15 protein-coding genes and 1 pseudogene are annotated in these 16,895 nt (G+C 60.5%); 9 read left to right on the top strand and 7 right to left on the bottom strand.

Annotated features, from left to right (window positions below; all coding sequences use genetic code 11):
• Nucleotides 1-7: 7 nt before the first annotated feature.
• Complete coding sequence (locus H8S56_RS13295) at nt 8-1,168, top strand: TDT family transporter (protein ID WP_187518897.1); 1,161 nt, start codon at nt 8-10, stop codon at nt 1,166-1,168.
• A 45-nt stretch (nt 1,169-1,213) separates the two neighbouring features.
• Here H8S56_RS13295 and H8S56_RS13290 read toward each other — a convergent pair.
• Nucleotides 1,214-2,128: pseudogene (locus tag H8S56_RS13290) on the bottom strand (LysR family transcriptional regulator).
• Nucleotides 2,129-2,278: 150 nt separating this feature from the next.
• Here H8S56_RS13290 and H8S56_RS13285 point away from each other — a divergent pair.
• Together H8S56_RS13285 and H8S56_RS13280 are read left to right on the top strand one after the other, a co-directional pair.
• Nucleotides 2,279-3,211, top strand: coding sequence for a hypothetical protein (locus tag H8S56_RS13285; protein WP_187518896.1), 933 nt, complete (start codon nt 2,279-2,281; stop codon nt 3,209-3,211).
• 57 nt (nt 3,212-3,268) lie between these two features.
• The gene (locus H8S56_RS13280; protein WP_187518895.1) at nt 3,269-3,571 is read left to right on the top strand and encodes a DUF7693 family protein; all 303 of its coding nucleotides are present in this window, start codon (nt 3,269-3,271) and stop codon (nt 3,569-3,571) included.
• Between the two features lie 8 nt (nt 3,572-3,579).
• Here the strand turns inward: H8S56_RS13280 and rtcA are convergent, their stop codons facing one another.
• Genes rtcA through H8S56_RS13265 form a run of 3 tightly spaced genes read right to left on the bottom strand, consistent with a single transcriptional unit; the run spans nt 3,580 to nt 6,683 of the window.
• A complete protein-coding gene (rtcA, locus tag H8S56_RS13275) occupies nt 3,580-4,605 on the bottom strand; it encodes an RNA 3'-terminal phosphate cyclase (protein WP_187518894.1) in 1,026 nt (341 codons plus the stop codon).
• Nucleotides 4,602-5,408 carry a nucleotidyltransferase domain-containing protein gene (locus H8S56_RS13270; RefSeq protein ID WP_187518893.1) on the bottom strand — a complete coding sequence of 269 codons (807 nt, stop codon included), beginning with the start codon at nt 5,406-5,408 and terminating at the stop codon, nt 4,602-4,604. Before H8S56_RS13270 ends, rtcA begins: the two co-directional genes overlap by 4 nt.
• A 48-nt stretch (nt 5,409-5,456) precedes the next feature.
• A complete protein-coding gene (locus H8S56_RS13265) occupies nt 5,457-6,683 on the bottom strand; it encodes an RtcB family protein (RefSeq protein WP_024689308.1) in 1,227 nt (408 codons plus the stop codon).
• A 250-nt stretch (nt 6,684-6,933) separates the two neighbouring features.
• On the opposite strand from H8S56_RS13265, the gene rtcR reads away from it, so the two are divergent.
• The 4 genes from rtcR to H8S56_RS13245 all read left to right on the top strand — a co-directional run bounded on the left by rtcR (nt 6,934) and on the right by H8S56_RS13245 (nt 11,098).
• On the top strand, nt 6,934-8,553 hold the full coding sequence (gene rtcR / locus H8S56_RS13260) for an RNA repair transcriptional activator RtcR (RefSeq protein ID WP_187518892.1): 1,620 nt from the start codon (nt 6,934-6,936) through the stop codon (nt 8,551-8,553).
• Between the two features lie 243 nt (nt 8,554-8,796).
• A complete protein-coding gene (locus H8S56_RS13255) occupies nt 8,797-10,011 on the top strand; it encodes an aldose 1-epimerase family protein (RefSeq protein ID WP_024695576.1) in 1,215 nt (404 codons plus the stop codon).
• Nucleotides 10,012-10,164: 153 nt separating this feature from the next.
• Nucleotides 10,165-10,842: a type 1 glutamine amidotransferase domain-containing protein gene (locus H8S56_RS13250; protein WP_024695575.1), complete on the top strand. Its 678-nt coding sequence runs from the start codon at nt 10,165-10,167 to the stop codon at nt 10,840-10,842.
• A 115-nt stretch (nt 10,843-10,957) separates the two neighbouring features.
• On the top strand, nt 10,958-11,098 hold the full coding sequence (locus tag H8S56_RS13245) for a hypothetical protein (RefSeq protein ID WP_187518891.1): 141 nt from the start codon (nt 10,958-10,960) through the stop codon (nt 11,096-11,098).
• On the opposite strand, the gene H8S56_RS13240 is transcribed toward H8S56_RS13245, so the two are convergent.
• From H8S56_RS13240 to H8S56_RS13230, 3 genes are all read right to left on the bottom strand, one after another.
• Entirely contained in the window at nt 11,099-12,034 is a 936-nt protein-coding gene (locus H8S56_RS13240; protein WP_024688336.1) for a LysR family transcriptional regulator, read from the bottom strand.
• 60 nt (nt 12,035-12,094) lie between these two features.
• Nucleotides 12,095-13,339 (bottom strand): cyanate transporter, encoded by a 1,245-nt coding sequence (locus H8S56_RS13235; RefSeq protein WP_187518890.1) that lies wholly within the window; start codon nt 13,337-13,339, stop codon nt 12,095-12,097.
• Nucleotides 13,340-13,452: 113 nt separating this feature from the next.
• The gene (locus H8S56_RS13230; protein ID WP_187518889.1) at nt 13,453-14,544 is read right to left on the bottom strand and encodes an MBL fold metallo-hydrolase; all 1,092 of its coding nucleotides are present in this window, start codon (nt 14,542-14,544) and stop codon (nt 13,453-13,455) included.
• 222 nt (nt 14,545-14,766) lie between these two features.
• Between H8S56_RS13230 and H8S56_RS13225 the strand changes: the two genes are divergently transcribed.
• Together H8S56_RS13225 and H8S56_RS13220 are read left to right on the top strand one after the other, a co-directional pair.
• Nucleotides 14,767-15,387: a TetR/AcrR family transcriptional regulator gene (locus H8S56_RS13225; RefSeq protein ID WP_024688339.1), complete on the top strand. Its 621-nt coding sequence runs from the start codon at nt 14,767-14,769 to the stop codon at nt 15,385-15,387.
• Between the two features lie 30 nt (nt 15,388-15,417).
• Complete coding sequence (locus H8S56_RS13220) at nt 15,418-16,881, top strand: N-acyl-D-amino-acid deacylase family protein (RefSeq protein WP_187518888.1); 1,464 nt, start codon at nt 15,418-15,420, stop codon at nt 16,879-16,881.
• Nucleotides 16,882-16,895: the final 14 nt, after the last annotated feature.

Here is a 16,895-nt window from a genome sequence, read left to right as displayed (position 1 = left end):
GAACGCAATGAGCAGGCTTACAACCGTGATCGAAGGCATGGCACCCCTCGCCTCGTTATCGAGCCCGCGTGAAGCGATTCGCCAGTTCACGCCTAACTGGTTCGCGGTGACCATGGGCACCGGCGTCCTGTCCCTGGCCCTTGCGCAACTGCCGGGCAACATCGCCCTGCTGCGCAACGTGGGCGAGGCGCTGTGGTTCTTCAGCGTCGTCCTGTTTGTACTGTTCAGTGTGATGTACGCCAGCCGCTGGCTGATGTTTTTCGACGAGGCGCGGCAGGTGTTCGGGCATTCGACGGTCTCGATGTTCTTCGGCACGATCCCCATGGGCCTGGCCACGATCATTAATGGCCTGTTGGTGTTCGGACCCGAGCGCTGGGGCGATGGCGTGATTGCCGTGGCTGAAGCGCTGTGGTGGCTGGACGTGGCGCTGGCAATGGCATACGGCGTGCTGATCCCGTTCATGATGTTCACGCGCCAGGAGCACAGTATCGAGAAAATGACGGCCGTCTGGTTGCTGCCCGTCGTGGCAGCAGAAGTCGCCGCCGCCTGCGGAGGCTCGCTGACGCCGCACCTGACCGACAGCGCATCACAGTTCACGGTTCTCATCACCAGCTACGTGCTGTGGGCCTATTCCGTGCCGGTGGCGCTGAGCATTCTGGTGATCCTGTTGCTGCGCCTGGCGCTGCACAAACTGCCTCATGAGAGCATGGCTGCCTCCAGTTGGCTGGCGCTGGGTCCAATTGGCACAGGTGCTTTGGGCATGCTGGTGATGGGCAGCGACGCGCCTCGGGTATTCGCCGCGCACGGCCTGGCGTCTATCGGCGACGTGGCTGCAGGTGTCGGCGTGATCGTCGGCCTGCTGTTCTGGGGGCTGGGCCTGTGGTGGATGGCGCTGGCGGCGCTGATTACGCTGCGCTATTTCAAGGCCGGTATCGAGTTCAATCTGGGCTGGTGGGCCTTTACCTTTCCTCTGGGTGTGTACGCGCTCGCTACGTTGAAGCTGGGGACGACCTTGCAGCTGGGCTTTTTCGACAGCGTCGGCATTGCGCTGGTCGCTCTGCTGGTGATGATGTGGACACTGGTTGCGACCAGGACGGTCGCAGGCGCATGGCGCGGCCATCTGTTTGTTTCACCGTGCATTGCCACCTGCCCGAACGGGGGACGTTAGGCCTATACGAAAAGTCGGCGAGCGCGACCACTTTTCGTACAGAGCCTAGAGTTTCATTTGCCGGGGCACTGAACAGACCTGCTTGAGCGTCTGCCGCAGCCAGCGGTGCGCAGGGTCATTGTCGACGCGTGGGTGCCAGGCCTGATTGACCGATACGCCTTCCAGCGCCAGCGGAATCGCAAAGGCACGCATCTTCAGACCCATTTTTTTCAGGCCCCAGAGCACGGGCTCAGGCAAGGACAGGATCAGGTCAGACTCGGCAACACCAAAAATCGCCGAGTGAAAATGCGGCGTGATCAGTGCGATGCGCCGCTCCAGCCCGAATTCTGCCAGGGCTGGATCAATCGGTCCTCGGGCAAGGCCTCTGCGCGACACGCTGACGTGATCGAATGCGGCGAATCGCTCGGGCGTGATCGGCCCGTCGAAAATCGGGTGCCCCTCCCGTGCCAGCCCGCAGAAGCGCGTATTGAATAGATTCTGAATCTTGATCTCTGGACCGAAATTGAGCCGTGACGAGATGTACAGATCGATCCTGCCTTCACGCAATGCGTCATCATCGCCAGCGCCTTCGGGTACAAAACGCAGGGTGCAGCCGGGCGCACCGACACGGATCGCCTCCAGCACCCGCGCCCCGAAAGAGCCGAAAAACACGTCGTTGGAGCGCACATTGAAGCAGCGCTCCAAGCTGGTCATGTCCACGTCGTCACGCGCCTGAAACACCTACGCAGCCTGCTCGACCAGCTCACGGACCTGCGCCTGCATGGCCAACGCACGGGGCGTCGGCACAAGACCGCGCCCGGCACGCACCAGCACCGGATCGCCGGTGGCTTCGCGAATGCGCGTCAGCGTGCGACTCATGGCTGCCGGGCTCAGGTGCATGCGCCGCGCTGCGCCCACCACGCTGCCTTCGTCGAGCAAGGCATCCAGAGCGATCAACAGGTTCAGGTCAGGCAACTGCATGGGGCTATCCGCTGGAAAGGTCGCGGTGATGATAACGCGACTGACACACCGCGGCAGGCCTGCGTGTCATGCCCCGTCGGGCATATTCCTTGAACTTAACCTGCGACGTGAACGCCTGACTCAGACACCTCCAGCAGAGAGAGAGCCCTCATGCTCACATCACACTTCGGCGACAACCACGGTGCGCGCGATCAGCGCATCGTCATCAACACGTACACCACCGTACTGCGCAGACCCGGCGTTCCACACGAACTGTTCGCCACTTACTGGCGCGATGTTCACGGCCCGTTGTGCGCCCGTCTGGACGGACTGGGCTGGTACGTGCAACACCATTTATCGCGCGAGCAGGACGCCCACTTGTGGCCCATCATCGAAGACGTCAAACCACTGCAAGGCTACGTACTGGACGGTGGCGTGGAGATCGGCTTTCTGTCTGCCGAGGACCAGCAGCGCTTTCAGAAGGCCAGCGCCATTCTGTTTTCCGATGAGCAGAACATGTTCGAGGAAACCCTGGCCTACGATGTGCCGGACGGTTCCAGCACGCTGATGGATCGCCTGCCCGATCCGGCGCCCAATGAAACCTCGACACTGGATCGTCTGCACCTGCACTTGCATCTGAAGCCTGGCAACCTTGCCGCCGCACGTCAGGCCATCGACACGCTGGCCCGTGACCTGGCCGGTCTGGACGAAGTGCTCAAGCTACGCCTGCACCTTGCCGAACCCTACGACAACGAACAGCCCGCGCCACCTGCCCCGGACGTCGCTCATTACGCCAGCGAACCGCGCCTGAACATCGTGTTCATGGAACTGACCTTCGAGTCAGCCTGGACCCGACGCACGTGCTACGCCAGCGAACGCTTCAAGACGATCACCCATGGCATCAGCGCCCACGTTACCCACATCACGCCATTCGGCGTCAGCGGCGTCTACACCTACGTGCGCGACGGGGCGATGACCACCGCAGGGGTTCGCGGCAGCCGCCAGGCTGAACTGATTCGGCAGTTGGGCGCGATCAACCAGACACAGCCCGACGTCGAGACGCTCTTTGGAGCAACGACCGTCGATGAAAAGCCAGTCAAGTGACAACAGGGCGAGCGGCTTTTATGCTGAGCGCCCTATTCAGCCTGATTACACACGCCCATGACAGCTGACCCCACCTTGAGCGCCCGCGAGGTTTATCAACGTTTGAAAGAGGCAGCGCTGGGCGTGCGCTCGCTGCGCTGCCTGGGTCATCGCGAGTCGAACCTGATACAGGCCGACATCGAGGGCTGGCACCTGACGCTGGAAATGACAGGCAACCGGGTGATCCGATGCCTGCGTTGTGTGAATGAGCACGGCCAGCAAGGATCGGCCGAAGACTGGTCACGCACCGATCCGGTGAGCCTGCTCAGCGGATGGGAACAGGCACAGATCGAGCGATTGCTGGGTCACGAAACTGCCTGAGTTTGCACTCACGCCGCGCAACACTGGATCAGCAACCGGTGCGGGGTTTCTTCACGGCAGTCAAAGCGAACCGGCAGGAAACGCTCGATCACTGCGATATTGCTTCGCAGATGGTCCGTCATTCGCAGCGTGCTGAAACTGCCGCCGCCAGCCAGTGCCATCGGTAACAGCAACTGATCCGCCAGGTGCTCGGCCACGGCTGAATCGCTCTGCAACCATTCGACAGCCTTCATGATGACGCGGTCCGCCACGGCTTCTGCACGCAGGTTCGACTGACCAAACGCCGTAAAGACCTCGGTCACCTGCTCATAATCGAAGACCAGTGACAACGCATTGCCAGGCCCCTGCTCAGGGTCCAGCACAACCGTGTGCAATTGCTCAGGCAACATCGACAGGCGCTGACCGACGCGGGCCAGCTCACGCATCGCAACCTGTTCAGGCAGGCCAGCCGACAGCGCCACGGCATAACGCCCACGTTGCTCTCCGCGATCGCGCACATGCAGGGGCGTCAGCCGGGATGGCTTGATAACGGCCTGCACCTGCCCGCCTCCGGCAGGAACAAATCCGTGACGTAGCAGCTTCAGCTCGATATCCGCCCCCATACGTCGTAGCGGTGGCAGCCATGCCCGTTGCAGAAAGTCCACCGAAGGTGCCATCGGGTTGTGCGTCCCGCCACTGATCACGATCTGACTGGGTTCGCAGAGTTGCAGCAGCGCAGGCATCAGGGTCTGCAAAACCAGGGTGCAACTGCCTGCACTGCCAATCGCGAACTCGTACTGACCCGCCCGCACCGCTCCCGGCTCGAACCAGAGCGTCTGAGCGCCCAGCTCGGCACCGCTGACCTGCACCCCGCACACACTAGCGGCCGCCAGGACGGCCGTCAGGTGCTGACGCAACAAGCCAGGTCGGCTGCGCTGGCCGCGTATGTGATGAATATGCAGCGCACGGCCAGTCACCATGGACAGGCTCAAAGCGCTGCGCAGAACCTGGCCACCGCCTGTGGAGCCGTCCAGTTCGATGACGTCCCTGTTCATGTCTGGCTCCCTGCGTAACACGCGACAGTTTCCCTCAAGTAGCGATCAAGTAACGTGCTGTCGCCCTTGGTTCTCGGCAACGTGGGCACGCTACGTTCGAGCTCTGCTGCGATGAACGCGTGCAGCGCCGGACGTCTCGGTCCATAGGCAGCCTCATCGGCGCTGCGTTTGAGCACCAGCAGTTCAGACACTTCATCGAGCAGCAGCGTGTCATCGACCGTACTCAACAGTTCAGCGAAGGTCATCGGCGGTCTGCCTCGACCCTGGTCGATCCAGCGCACCGCCAGCAAAGGCCTCAGCACGTAGAAGTATTTCTTGAAGCGTACGCTTTCACCCTGCAGATAACCGCGGAAGTTTTTTCGGGCCATCGACAGGTAGTGATTACGCGCAGCCGGCGGACTGTAGAACGCTTCGGCCAATGCCCGCAGCCGTCCGGTTGCCTCGGTTTCGCTGCGATAGACCAGCGGCGAGTCGAGCCATTCGAGCAACGTCGGGTTGGACTTGCGCAACAACCCGAGGGTCTTGCGCAGCTCCCAGCCACTCACATCCAGCTCGTCATCGAGCGGACGTTCGATGACATCGCGACCCGGGTCGACCTGAACGAACCATTCAGGCTTTTCCACATAGACGAAGCGCACATCGTAGTCGCTGTCGGTGGAGGCGAACCCCCAGGCACGACTGCCCGACTCGCAGGCGTACAACACCGTGACATTGCGCTCACGCTCGATGCGTGCAAGCTCATTCAGGACCCGCGCACGCATGGCGTCGTCAAGCGGATGAGACTCGGTAGATTCCCTTTTCATTTTCCTTCATTCCTTACCAGACGAAGCACCCTGTGCCCCATCTACGATTTAACCTTTCACACACACCACCTGCCGCAGGGTGTGCATCACTTCCACCAGTTCACGCTGCGCATGCATGACCTTGTCGATGTCCTTGTAGGCCATCGGGATTTCATCAATGACGGCAGCATCCTTGCGGCACTCCACGTGCGCTGTGGCCAGGATCTGGTCCTCGACCGTGAACGTGCTCTTGGCTTTGGTCCGGCTCATGGTGCGACCGGCACCGTGGCTGCAGGAGCAAAATGATTCCTCGTTGCCCAGTCCGCGCACGATGAAGCTTTTCGCGCCCATGGAACCCGGAATAATCCCCAGCTCACCCTTCCTGGCCGACACTGCACCTTTGCGGGTGACCAGCACGTCTTCGCCGAAATGCCGCTCTTTCTGCACATAGTTGTGGTGACAGTTCACCGCTTCCAGCGCCACCTCAAAGGGCTTGCTGATGATCTTGCGGGTGGCCTGAATCACGGCCTGCATCATCAATTCGCGGTTCTGCCGGGCGAAATCCTGAGCCCAGCCGACCGCCTGCACGTAATCATCGAAGTGTTGACTGCCCTCTTCGAAGTACGCCAGGTCGCGGTCCGGAAGGTTGGCGATGTGCTGACGCATATCGGCCTGTGCCATCTGGATGAACAGCGTACCGATCGCATTGCCCACGCCCCGCGAGCCGCTGTGCAACATGAACCAGACCCGGTCGGCTTCATCCAGGCAGACCTCGATGAAATGGTTGCCCGAGCCCAGCGTACCCAGATGCTGACGGTTGTTGCTTTTGGCCAGCTGCGGGTACTTGTCCGTCAGCGCCTTGAAGCCTGGCGCCAACGCCTCCCACACCTGATCGGCCTGCTGTGGAATATCGCCCCACGCGCCCTTGTCCCGACCGCCACGTGTCGAGGTCCGGCCATGAGGCACAGCCTGCTCGATGGCGCTACGAAGACCGAACAGGTTGTCCGGCAGGTCGTTTGCCGTGAGTGACGTACGCGCAGCGATCATCCCGCAACCGATATCCACCCCGACCGCAGCCGGAATGATTGCCCCCACGGTGGGGATCACGCTGCCAATGGTCGATCCCTTGCCCAGATGGACATCAGGCATGACTGCCAGGTGCTTGAAGATGAATGGCATGCTGGCCGTATTCATCAGCTGCTGACGCGCCTCGCTTTCCACGGGAACGCCTTGGGTCCACATCTTGATGGGCTTGCCGTTTGCGACTTCCAGCAATTGGTAAGTGGTCTTTTCCATGTTTTCTACTCTCTTCATGCCGAGGGTTCGGCGCACTGACTGACCGGCGCTCGTATCGTAAAGCCGGCGATTTCCATGGATAAGGTTTTGCAGCGGCCGTGCCAGCTTTCCGGCAATCCGAATCTTTATCATCAACCCATTGTTTTTAAAGGATTAAAAAATCAACAAGCTCTTAATATCGTGAATACCCGAGACAGAATCGCGTTAAAAACCTATTATTTTTTATCGCTTTTTATTCCAGGGTATAAATATGCCGTCCAGACGCACGGTTGCTATCGGCTTTATCGGCGCGACCCTTGATCGCGTGGGCAAAGGTGCTAACCGCTGGAATCACTGGCGCCCCAGCGTCAGCCTGTGTCAGCAGGACGACGTGCTGATTCATCGCCTGGAACTGATCCACGGGATTGACGCCCGAGACGTCAGCCTGGCACAGCGCGTGGCCGACGATATCCGGCAAATTTCGCCGGAAACCGAGGTACGCCTGCACCCCATGCTGCTGAAAAATCCGTGGGATTTCGAAGAGGTCTATGGTGCTCTGCACGACTTCACCACGGCCTATACCTTCGACACCGAACGCGAAGATTATCTGGTGCATATCACCACAGGTACTCACGTCGCCCAGATCTGCTGGTTTCTGCTGACAGAAGCCCGCTACGTGCCTGCCCGCCTGATTCAGACATCACCGTCAAAACGTACCGATCCCCACCAACCCGCCACTGGCAAACACACACTCATCGACCTGGACCTGTCTCGCTATGACCGCATCGCATCGCGGTTTGCCAGCAAGCGCCTGGAAGGTCTGGCGTTCCTGAAGTCGGGCATCGCCACGCGCAATCCGGCCTTCAACCGCTCCATTGAACAGATCGAGCGTGTGGCCGTGCGCTCGAAAGCTCCCATGTTGTTGATCGGACCGACCGGCGCGGGCAAGTCATTTCTGGCAAGACGAATCCACGAACTCAAGCGCAGTCGGCATCAGGTTCAGGGGCGGTTTGTGGAAGTGAACTGCGCCACCCTGCGAGGCGACGGTGCCATGTCGGCGCTGTTCGGTCACGTCAAGGGAGCATTCACAGGCGCCCAGAACGCACGCGACGGCCTGCTCCGCTCCGCCGATGGCGGCATGCTGTTTCTGGATGAAATTGGTGAACTGGGGGCCGACGAGCAAGCCATGCTGCTCAAGGCCATCGAAGAAAAACGGTTTTTCCCCATGGGCTCGGACAAGGAAGTGGACAGCGACTTCGTGATCATCGCAGGCACCCACCGAGACTTGCGCGAACGCGTGCTGCAAGGTCTGTTTCGAGAAGACCTGTATGCGCGGATCAACCTCTGGACCTTCGAGCTTCCAGGCCTGGCGGGACGCCGCGAGGACATCGAGCCCAACATCGATTTCGAGCTGGAGCGTCATGCGCGGGAACTGGGCAGCATGGTCGGTTTCAATCAGCAGGCGCGCAGGCGCTATGTCACGTTCGCCTGCTCCGGCGAAGCGGTCTGGCTGGGCAACTTCCGTGAGCTGTCGGCCTCCATCACACGCATGGCCACACTGGCAGACAGCGGCCGCATCGATGAGGATCAGGTTGCAGAAGAAATCGACCGACTGCGCTATGCCTGGGGCCTGAACCAGCCGCACGAAACGACGACAGCATTGCTGGACGACAGCCTCGAACTGGACCTTTTCGACCGGCTGCAGCTCAATGCAGTGATTGAGGTCTGCAAAGGAGCGGACAGCCTGTCGAGCGCCGGACGCCAGTTGTTCGGGGTTTCGCGCCTGAGCAAGGCGAACCCCAATGATGCGGACCGGCTGCGCAAATACCTTGGCCGCTTCGGGATCGAATGGAAGCAGATACGCGAATCAGCGATGCGCCGCGAGCACTGAATACGCAGGCGCTGAACCCCAGGCTTCACGCTGGCCCAAACACCGCATGCCCGATCCCCAGCGCCTTCGTCAACGCGACCGCCGGATCCTCTGTATATAGCGCTTTCTGGCGGACCCAGCGTAAATCCGGATAAATTCTGCTCCACAGCGCCGACGACTTTGGCTAGACTCGGCTGACTGCTGAAACGTTTAATCCAGTCCAGCACGCCCATAATTCCAATAATTCACAAGGACAAATCGATCATGAAAACCCTTCCCCTGCTGGTGGGCCTCAGCGCCCTCGCCGCCGCTTCAAGCACTTTCGCCTGGGACTACGTTCTGCTTGACGCCGACAAGGCGGCGCAGAACCAGCAAATCACCAGCGCGCAACTGGGCGTCAAGACCGACAAACCGTTCACCATCACGATGCGCACGCTGCACGGTGGTCGCCAGGAAGGCGTGAGCATCATCGATATCGACAACGGCACCATGAAACTCTCGGTCGTACCGACACGCGGCATGAACGTGCTGCAGGCCTCGGTCGGCGATGTACGCATGGGCTGGGATTCACCGGTCAAGGATGTGGTCAACCCGGCGTTCATCGAGCTTAACGGCCGAGGGGGTCTGGGCTGGCTGGAAGGGTTCAATGAGCTGGTCACCCGCTGCGGGTATGAGTGGGTCGGGCATCCAGGCATGGACAATGGCGAACTGCTCACCCTGCACGGTCGCGCCGCCAACATCCCGGCCAGCAAGGTGACGCTGCATATCGATGAGAAGCCGCCTTACGCGATTCGCCTCAAAGGCGAGCTCAAGGAACAGGCGTTCAAGAAAGTCGACTTCTCGGTGCAGACCGAACTGGTCACCGAGCCAGGTAGCACAAGCTTCTCGCTGAACGACACACTGACCAATAACGGCGACTATCCGAAGGAATACCAGGCGCTGTATCACAGTAACTTCAGCACCCCGTTCCTCGAACAGGGCGCGCGCTTCGAAGCACCGGTCAAGCAAGTGTCGCCGTTCAACGAGAAGGCCAAGGGTGATCTGGGCGACTGGCAGACCTACCGCGGGCCGACCCCTGACTATGACGAAACGGTCTACAACGTCGTGCCGTACGGCGACGCCAAGGGCGACACCGTCACCGTGCTGCACAACAAAGCGGGCAGTCTGGGCGTGGCGGTGGGCTTCAACACCCAACAATTGCCGGTGTTCTCGCTGTGGAAAAATACCGACACCAAGGGCCAGGGCTATGTGACTGGTCTTGAGCCTGGCACCAGCTTCTCCTACAACCGCCGCTTCCAGCGTCCGTTGAAACTGGTACCGACCATCGCGCCGAAAGAACAGCGTCAGTTCCAGATCAGCTACAGCCTGTTGGCGGACAAAGGTGCCGTCGACAAGGTGTTGGGCCAGATCAAGACCATTCAGGCAGGCCGCGACACCGAAGTGCGCAAAGAACCGCTGGTGGACCTGACCAAAGAGTAATCGCACGCCTCTGACGAGGTTAGATCGCTGTTACACACCCGGGCCGGATTGGACGTACTGTCGTCGAATCCGGCCTTGTTTCATTCAACGCGCACAACACTTGACGCTTTCGCCTGTCTACACCCTCTCAATCCCTCAATGACGAGCGCGACGATGAAAATCCTGATGGTTCTGACTTCACACGACCAACTGGGCGATACCGGCAAGAAAACCGGTTTCTGGCTCGAAGAATTTGCAGCGCCCTACTACGTATTCAAAGACGCCGGTGCCGATGTCACGCTGGTCTCACCCGCAGGCGGACAACCACCACTGGATCCCAAGAGCGACGAGCCGGATGCACAGACCGCTGAAACCCAACGTTTTCGCGAAGACACCGCAGCACAGAAAGCGCTGGCTACCACTGGCCGTCTGGCTGACGTCAAGGCTGACGACTTCGACGCGGTGTTCTACCCAGGCGGCCATGGCCCGCTGTGGGACCTGGCCGAAGATCCGCAATCCATTGCCCTGATCGAAGCCTTCGCCAAGGCCGACAAGCCGCACGGACTGGTGTGCCACGCACCCGGCGTGCTGCGCAAAGTGCGTGGAAAAGATGGCGCGCCGCTGGTCAAGGGTCGCCGCGTCACCGGTTTCACCAACACCGAAGAGGAAGCGGTCGGCCTGACCAAGGTCGTGCCGTTTCTGGTCGAAGACATGCTCAAGGAACTGGGCGGCGATTACTCCAAAACCGATGACTGGGGCGTTCACGTGCTGACCGACGGCAAGCTGGTCACGGGGCAGAACCCTGCCAGCTCCGCCCAGGCGGCCAAGGACCTGATCACCTTACTGAGCTGACCACACCGACCCGGCGATGCACAGTGCAGCCGCCGGGTCGTCATGACGATAAATCGAATCTTGTTCGTCCCACGCTGACCAATACTCAGAGAGTTCATTAATCTGGAGACTGGTCATGCCCAAAGAATCAGAACGCGAAGACCTCGATCACAAGCCGGAAAACGCTGGCAAGGTGGGCGAGAAGCACAAGCGACTCAACGAAGAAGGCGAACAGCCAAGGGCTCCCGCCGAACCTGATCCGCAGAAAAACCCCTGATCAGAGCAGCCCCTGCTCGGCGCAGACCTTGACCACTTGCTCGCGGAACCAGCCGTTGGCTTCATCCTGATCGACCTGGGCGCTCCACACCATGTCCAGGGTAAAGCCAGGCAAATCCGGTGGCAGTTCAAACACCGCCACCCAGGGCTCGCTGCCCAGCAGGGTCTGAATGCGCCGTGGCAGCACCAGAATGAAATCCGTGCCTTCCAGCAACTGCAAGGCTGCGCGATAGCTATTGGCCCGTGCGACGATCTGGCGTTCAAGCCCCTGACGCTGCAGCCAGCCGTCGACCATATTGGTATCGGACGTCCACGGCGTCGGGTACACGTGGGGCCGCGTGGTAAAAGTCTCAAGGTCAATCAGCGCTGTGAGTGGCGCGCGCTGGCTGTCCATCACGCAGACCAGATCATCCTCAAGCAGTACATGGGAGATCAGACTGTCCGGCACGCCATGAAACCCGGGGCCGAAACACAGCGCCAGATCGATACGGCTATCGTTGAGCGGCTCGACCGGCAAATGTTTGTCGAGCTTTTGCACGTTGACCGCCACCGAAAAGCCTGACGCGATGAACCCGCGCAGCAGATGCGGCAGTACCAGCAATTCGAAGTATTCGGGGGCGCATACGCTGAAGGTGGTTTGTCCGTTGCTCGGGTCGAACAGGTTCAGCCCGTTATGACAGAGATTGACCTTGTGCAGGATCTGCTGCACATGACTGTGCATAGCGATGGCCTTGCGCGTGGGACGCATGCCGTTGCGGGTGCTGATGAACAGGTCATCCTCGAAATTGGCCCGCAGCTTCTTGAGGCAGTAGCTGACCGTGGACTGGCTGACGTGCAGCGCTTCCGACACCAGGGTCAGGTTGCGCTGCTCGAAGACCGATACAAAGACCATCAGGTCCTGCATGTCCAGCTTTCTAAGGGCATTACTGTTGAGCATCGAGCGATCTCGTAGGCACTGCGATCGGACCAGCGCGCACAAGATAACATCAAAACGCAATCAGGCCGTCTTCTCGTCAGCGATACAGGTGGGCGTCGCTGACCCGCGCAGATGCCCGGCGTAATGTCGCGGATTGAAGCGCACCACCATCAGCAGCATCACGGCAATCAGTCCGATCAACGACCACCAGGCACCCGAAAAGCTGCCCGTCACGTCACGGATCGCGCCTGCCAATAGAGGTGACAGGCCCGCGATCAGATAGCCCACGCCTTGCACGAACGCCGTCAGGCTGCCCGCCTGCTGAGGATCATCGTGGTGGTCCATGGAAACGATCAGGCTCATGGGGAAAAGACCCCCGATGCCCAGGCCCAGCAGTCCGATCCACAACAGGCTGAAATGGTGTGGCATCAGAATCAGGCCCATGAATCCGACCGCCATCAGGCTTAACAGCAGCGTCAATACCAGACGCTTGTCGCGGCTACGATTGGCCAGCGCTGGTGTCAGCAGGCCGGACACAACCTCCATCATCGTCAGGTAGCCCAGCAGCAAACCGGCGTCCTGCTCACTCCAGCCATTTTCCAGGCAGTACGGTGCCAGCCAGGCCAGCACGCACGTGTAGCACGCGGTGCCCAGGCCGAAAAAGACACCCAGAGTCCAGGCCCGTGGCAGGCGAGAAAATGAGGGTTTGCGCGATGGCCCGGAAGGCATGAGGTCTTTGAACGCAGTGCGTTGCGCCATCCAGAAACACAGCGCCAGCAACGCCAGCACAGCCCAGATCGCCAACCCGAAACGCCAGCTGCCACTGTGCGCAAGCATCATCGGGCTGAAGGACGCGGCAATGGCCGCGCCGCCCATGATTGCGGTGACGTACAGCCCCATGCACAGCGAGACATTGGCCGTGAAGCGCGACTTGATCAAACCGGGCATCAGCGCCTGAATCATCGCGATACCCAGCCCTGCAAGCACGGCACTGGCGATCAGTTCAGTGGCCGAATCGAGAAACAGCCGGGCCAGGGTGGCGACGCCGATCAGAGCCAGCGACAGCATCACAGTGCGATGCGAGCCCATACGCCGAGCGATCCCCATACCGACGAACATCGCCAGGCCCATGGTCATGACCGGCAGCATGGTCAGCAGCGAGGCGGCTGCAAAGCCCATTGCAACGTCCAGGCGGATGGCCGACAGCAGAGGACCAATCGCTGCCATTGAAGGGCGCAGGTTCAACGCCACCAGCACCACGCCGACCATCAACCAGACACCCTGAAACGTGGCACGTGGAACGGTGGAGTCGCGTACACCTTGCATATCACCTCCTGACTGAATCGAGGCGATGATTAGGCAGGCGCTGCGTGTGGGCGGCAACTCAAAATCTGGGCGCTGCTATCGAGAAATCAGGTCACGCTGTTGCAAAAACCCGCTTATGCATTCTGTCGACGACAAGTACAGGTGGGGCTATGGCGTTCATGCTCGATGTCCGGTGCGGTCATCTCATCCACACCCATCCACCAGGTCATCCCGCGGCAGGGATAATCCATGTAGAACGGCTGGCCCATCATGGGCGTGGTAATGGTCACGTTCTGCTCCCAGGCCAGCGCCAGAATCCGGTCGAAGGGCTCGTGCCAGGCGTGCATCGACAGGTCGAACGTGCCGTTGTGGATCGGCAGCAGCCAGCGCCCGCGCAGGTCGAGATGCGCCTGCAGCGTCTCTTCAGGCTGCATGTGCACCTGCGGCCACTCGACGTTGTAGGCACCGGTTTCCATCAGGGTCAGGTCGAAGGGACCGTACTGCTCACCAATGGTCTTGAAACCATCGAAATAGCCGCTGTCGCCGCTGAAGAAAATCCGTTGCTGATCATTGATCATCACCCAGGACGCCCACAGCGTCTGGTTGCTGTCGCGCAACGTGCGGCCAGAGAAATGCTGCGACGGTGTGGCGACGAACGTTATGCCTGCGACCTCAGTGGACTGCCACCAGTCCAGTTGACGCACTTTATGCGCGGGCACGCCCCACTCGATCAGCGTGTCACCTACCCCGAGCGGCGCGATGAAATGCTCGGTCCTGGCCATCAATGCCTTGATCGCCATGCGGTCCAGGTGGTCGTAATGGTTGTGCGAGAGGATCACCGCAGTAATGGGCGGCAGGTCGTCCAGGCTGATGGGCGGCTGATGAAAGCGTTGCGGCCCGGCCCACTGCACCGGCGACGCGCGCTCGGCAAACACTGGATCGGTCAGCCAGAAGCGGTTACGCAACTTCAGCAAAACCGTCGAGTGCCCAAGGCGATACACCGTGTTGTCAGGCGCGGCCAGCAGTTGCTGGCGCGACAGCGGCTGCACAGGCACCTCGCCAGCCGGACGCGTATCCTTGGGTTTGTTGAACGCCTGGTCCCAGAAGATACCCAGTGTTCGCACCAGACTGAACGGCTTCATGGGCGCATGATTACGATAACGCCCCTCGTGACGAGACAGGACGGGCAGTGAAGAAACATCCGTTTTCTGGTGTGTCGTGGCCATGGTTTGCTGACTCCCTGGGACAGGTTGAGGCTCAGCCGTGCACAATTCTTACGCGATCCCGTTGCGGGATGTTCGATGTCAACAACGTAGCATCAAATGTATCGCATCAAATGTGCAACAGTGTTTTACACTACACGGTGTAGTTTTAAGCTTGCATGATCGGCCGCGACAAGTAAACTGCCGAGTGTAATTTTTCTCTAAACGCACGTTTGAAGCGAACCTATGACAGCCCCCATGCGCCTCACCGATCAGAAACGCGAAGCCATCGTCCTGGCAGCCATTGCCGAGTTCGGTGACCGTGGATTCGAGGTCACCAGCATGGATCGCATCGCCGCACGCGCCGAAGTGTCCAAGCGCACGGTCTACAACCATTTCCCCAGCAAGGAAGAGCTCTTTGCCGAGATCCTCCAGCGCCTGTGGAACTGTTCTCCCCCTCAGTCAAACGTGGTGTATCACGCCGATATCAGCCTGCGTGAACAGTTACGGGATCTGCTGTGGGGCAAGATGCGCACGCTCAATGACAGCAGTTTTCTGGACCTTGCACGGGTTGTGGTCGGGGCAACCATCCACTCCCCCGAACGGGCCCAGGTCTGGCTGGCACGCATCAACGAGCGTGAAGAAACCTTCAGCGCCTGGATACGCGCCGCACAGAAGGACGGGCGCCTCAAGCCCGTCGATCCGGGCTTTGCCGCCACGCAGATGCACGCGCTGCTCAAGTCCTTCGCCTTCTGGCCGCAGGTGACGTTCAACGCCGAACTGCTCAGCGCCGAAAAACAGGACGAGGTCGTGGAGTCTGCACTGAACCTGTTCCTGGGCTGGTACGAAAAACCGACCGAGCCCTGATCGGCTCCGAACGCCCCGCTGGAGACCGACATGCTGTACGACCTGCTGATTCGCGACGCCTGGGTGATCGATGGCAGCGACACGCCGGGCTATCGCGCCGACGTGTTGATTCATGAGGGTCGCATCCAGCGAATAGGCGCACTGCATGACGTCGCTGCCAGGGAACGGGTCAACGCCAATGGACGGGTTCTGGCGCCAGGTTTCATTGACGTTCACACCCACGACGACACCGTGGTGATTCGCAAACCCGCCATGCTGCCCAAGATCAGTCAGGGCGTAACCACCGTCATCGTCGGCAATTGCGGGATCAGCGCCTCGCCCGTCAGCCTTGCCGGCGAGCCGCCCGACCCGATGAATCTGCTGGGTTCAGCCAGTGATTTTATCTATCCGCGTTTTGCCGATTATCGCGCCGCCGTCGAAACGGCAAGGCCTGCGGTCAATGTCGCAGCGCTGATCGGCCACACCGCCCTGCGCAGCAACCACATGGACAACCTGCTGCGTACCGCCAGCGCGAGCGAAATCCAGGCCATGCGTGAGCAACTGCAGGACAGTCTGGCGGACGGTGCGCTGGGGCTGTCCACCGGACTGGCGTATGCCTCGGCGTTCAATGCCGAGACGGACGAAGTCCTGCAACTGGCCGAAGAGCTGACAAGCGTCGGCGCGGTGTATGCCACGCATCTGCGCAGCGAGTTCGAGCCGGTGCTGGAAGCCATGGACGAAGCGTTTCGCATTGGTCTCCACGCCGGGGTGCCGGTGGTCATTTCACACCTCAAATGTGCAGGTGCAGGCAACTGGGGCCGCAGTCCGCAGTTGCTGGCGGCGCTGGAAAACGCTGCCGCGACCCACCCGGTGGGCTGTGACTGCTATCCCTACGCGGCCAGTTCTTCGACGCTGGATCTCAAACAGGTCACCGATGCGTTTCGCATCACCATCACCTGGTCCACGTCGCACCCTGATCAGAGTGGGCGCGACCTTGCAGACATCGCTGCTGACTGGAGCCTGTCCCTGCTGGAAACCGCACGTCGTCTGCAGCCTGCGGGCGCGGTGTATTACGGGATGGATGAAGCGGACGTGGAACGCATTCTCAGCCATCCGCTGACCATGATTGGCTCTGACGGGCTGCCGGAAGACCCCTTCCCCCATCCACGTCTATGGGGCGCGTTTCCACGGGTACTTGGGCATTTCAGTCGCGACCGGAAGCTGTTCGAGCTGCACACGGCCGTGCACAAGATGACCGGTCTTTCGGCTGCGCGTTTCGGGTTGTATCAGCGCGGTTTGATCCGTGAAGGCTATTGGGCGGATCTGGTGCTGTTCGACCCGCTGCGAATCAAGGACATTGCCGACTTCGACGACCCGCAGCGCGCCGCCGAGGGCATTGATTGCGTGTGGGTCAATGGCAGAGCGAGCTATGCAGACGGTCAGGCGAGCGCCGAGCGATGGGGGCAGTTTCTGCCCCGCTCGGGCTCTCTGGTTGACGGTTTTGCGCAGCGCTGAACAAGGGTGTCGCG

This window comes from Pseudomonas triticifolii (assembly GCF_014358015.1).
Classification (GTDB): Bacteria; Pseudomonadota; Gammaproteobacteria; order Pseudomonadales; family Pseudomonadaceae; genus Aquipseudomonas; species Aquipseudomonas triticifolii.
Note: the sequence above shows the minus strand (reverse complement) of the source record. Positions and strands in the feature narration are given on the sequence as shown.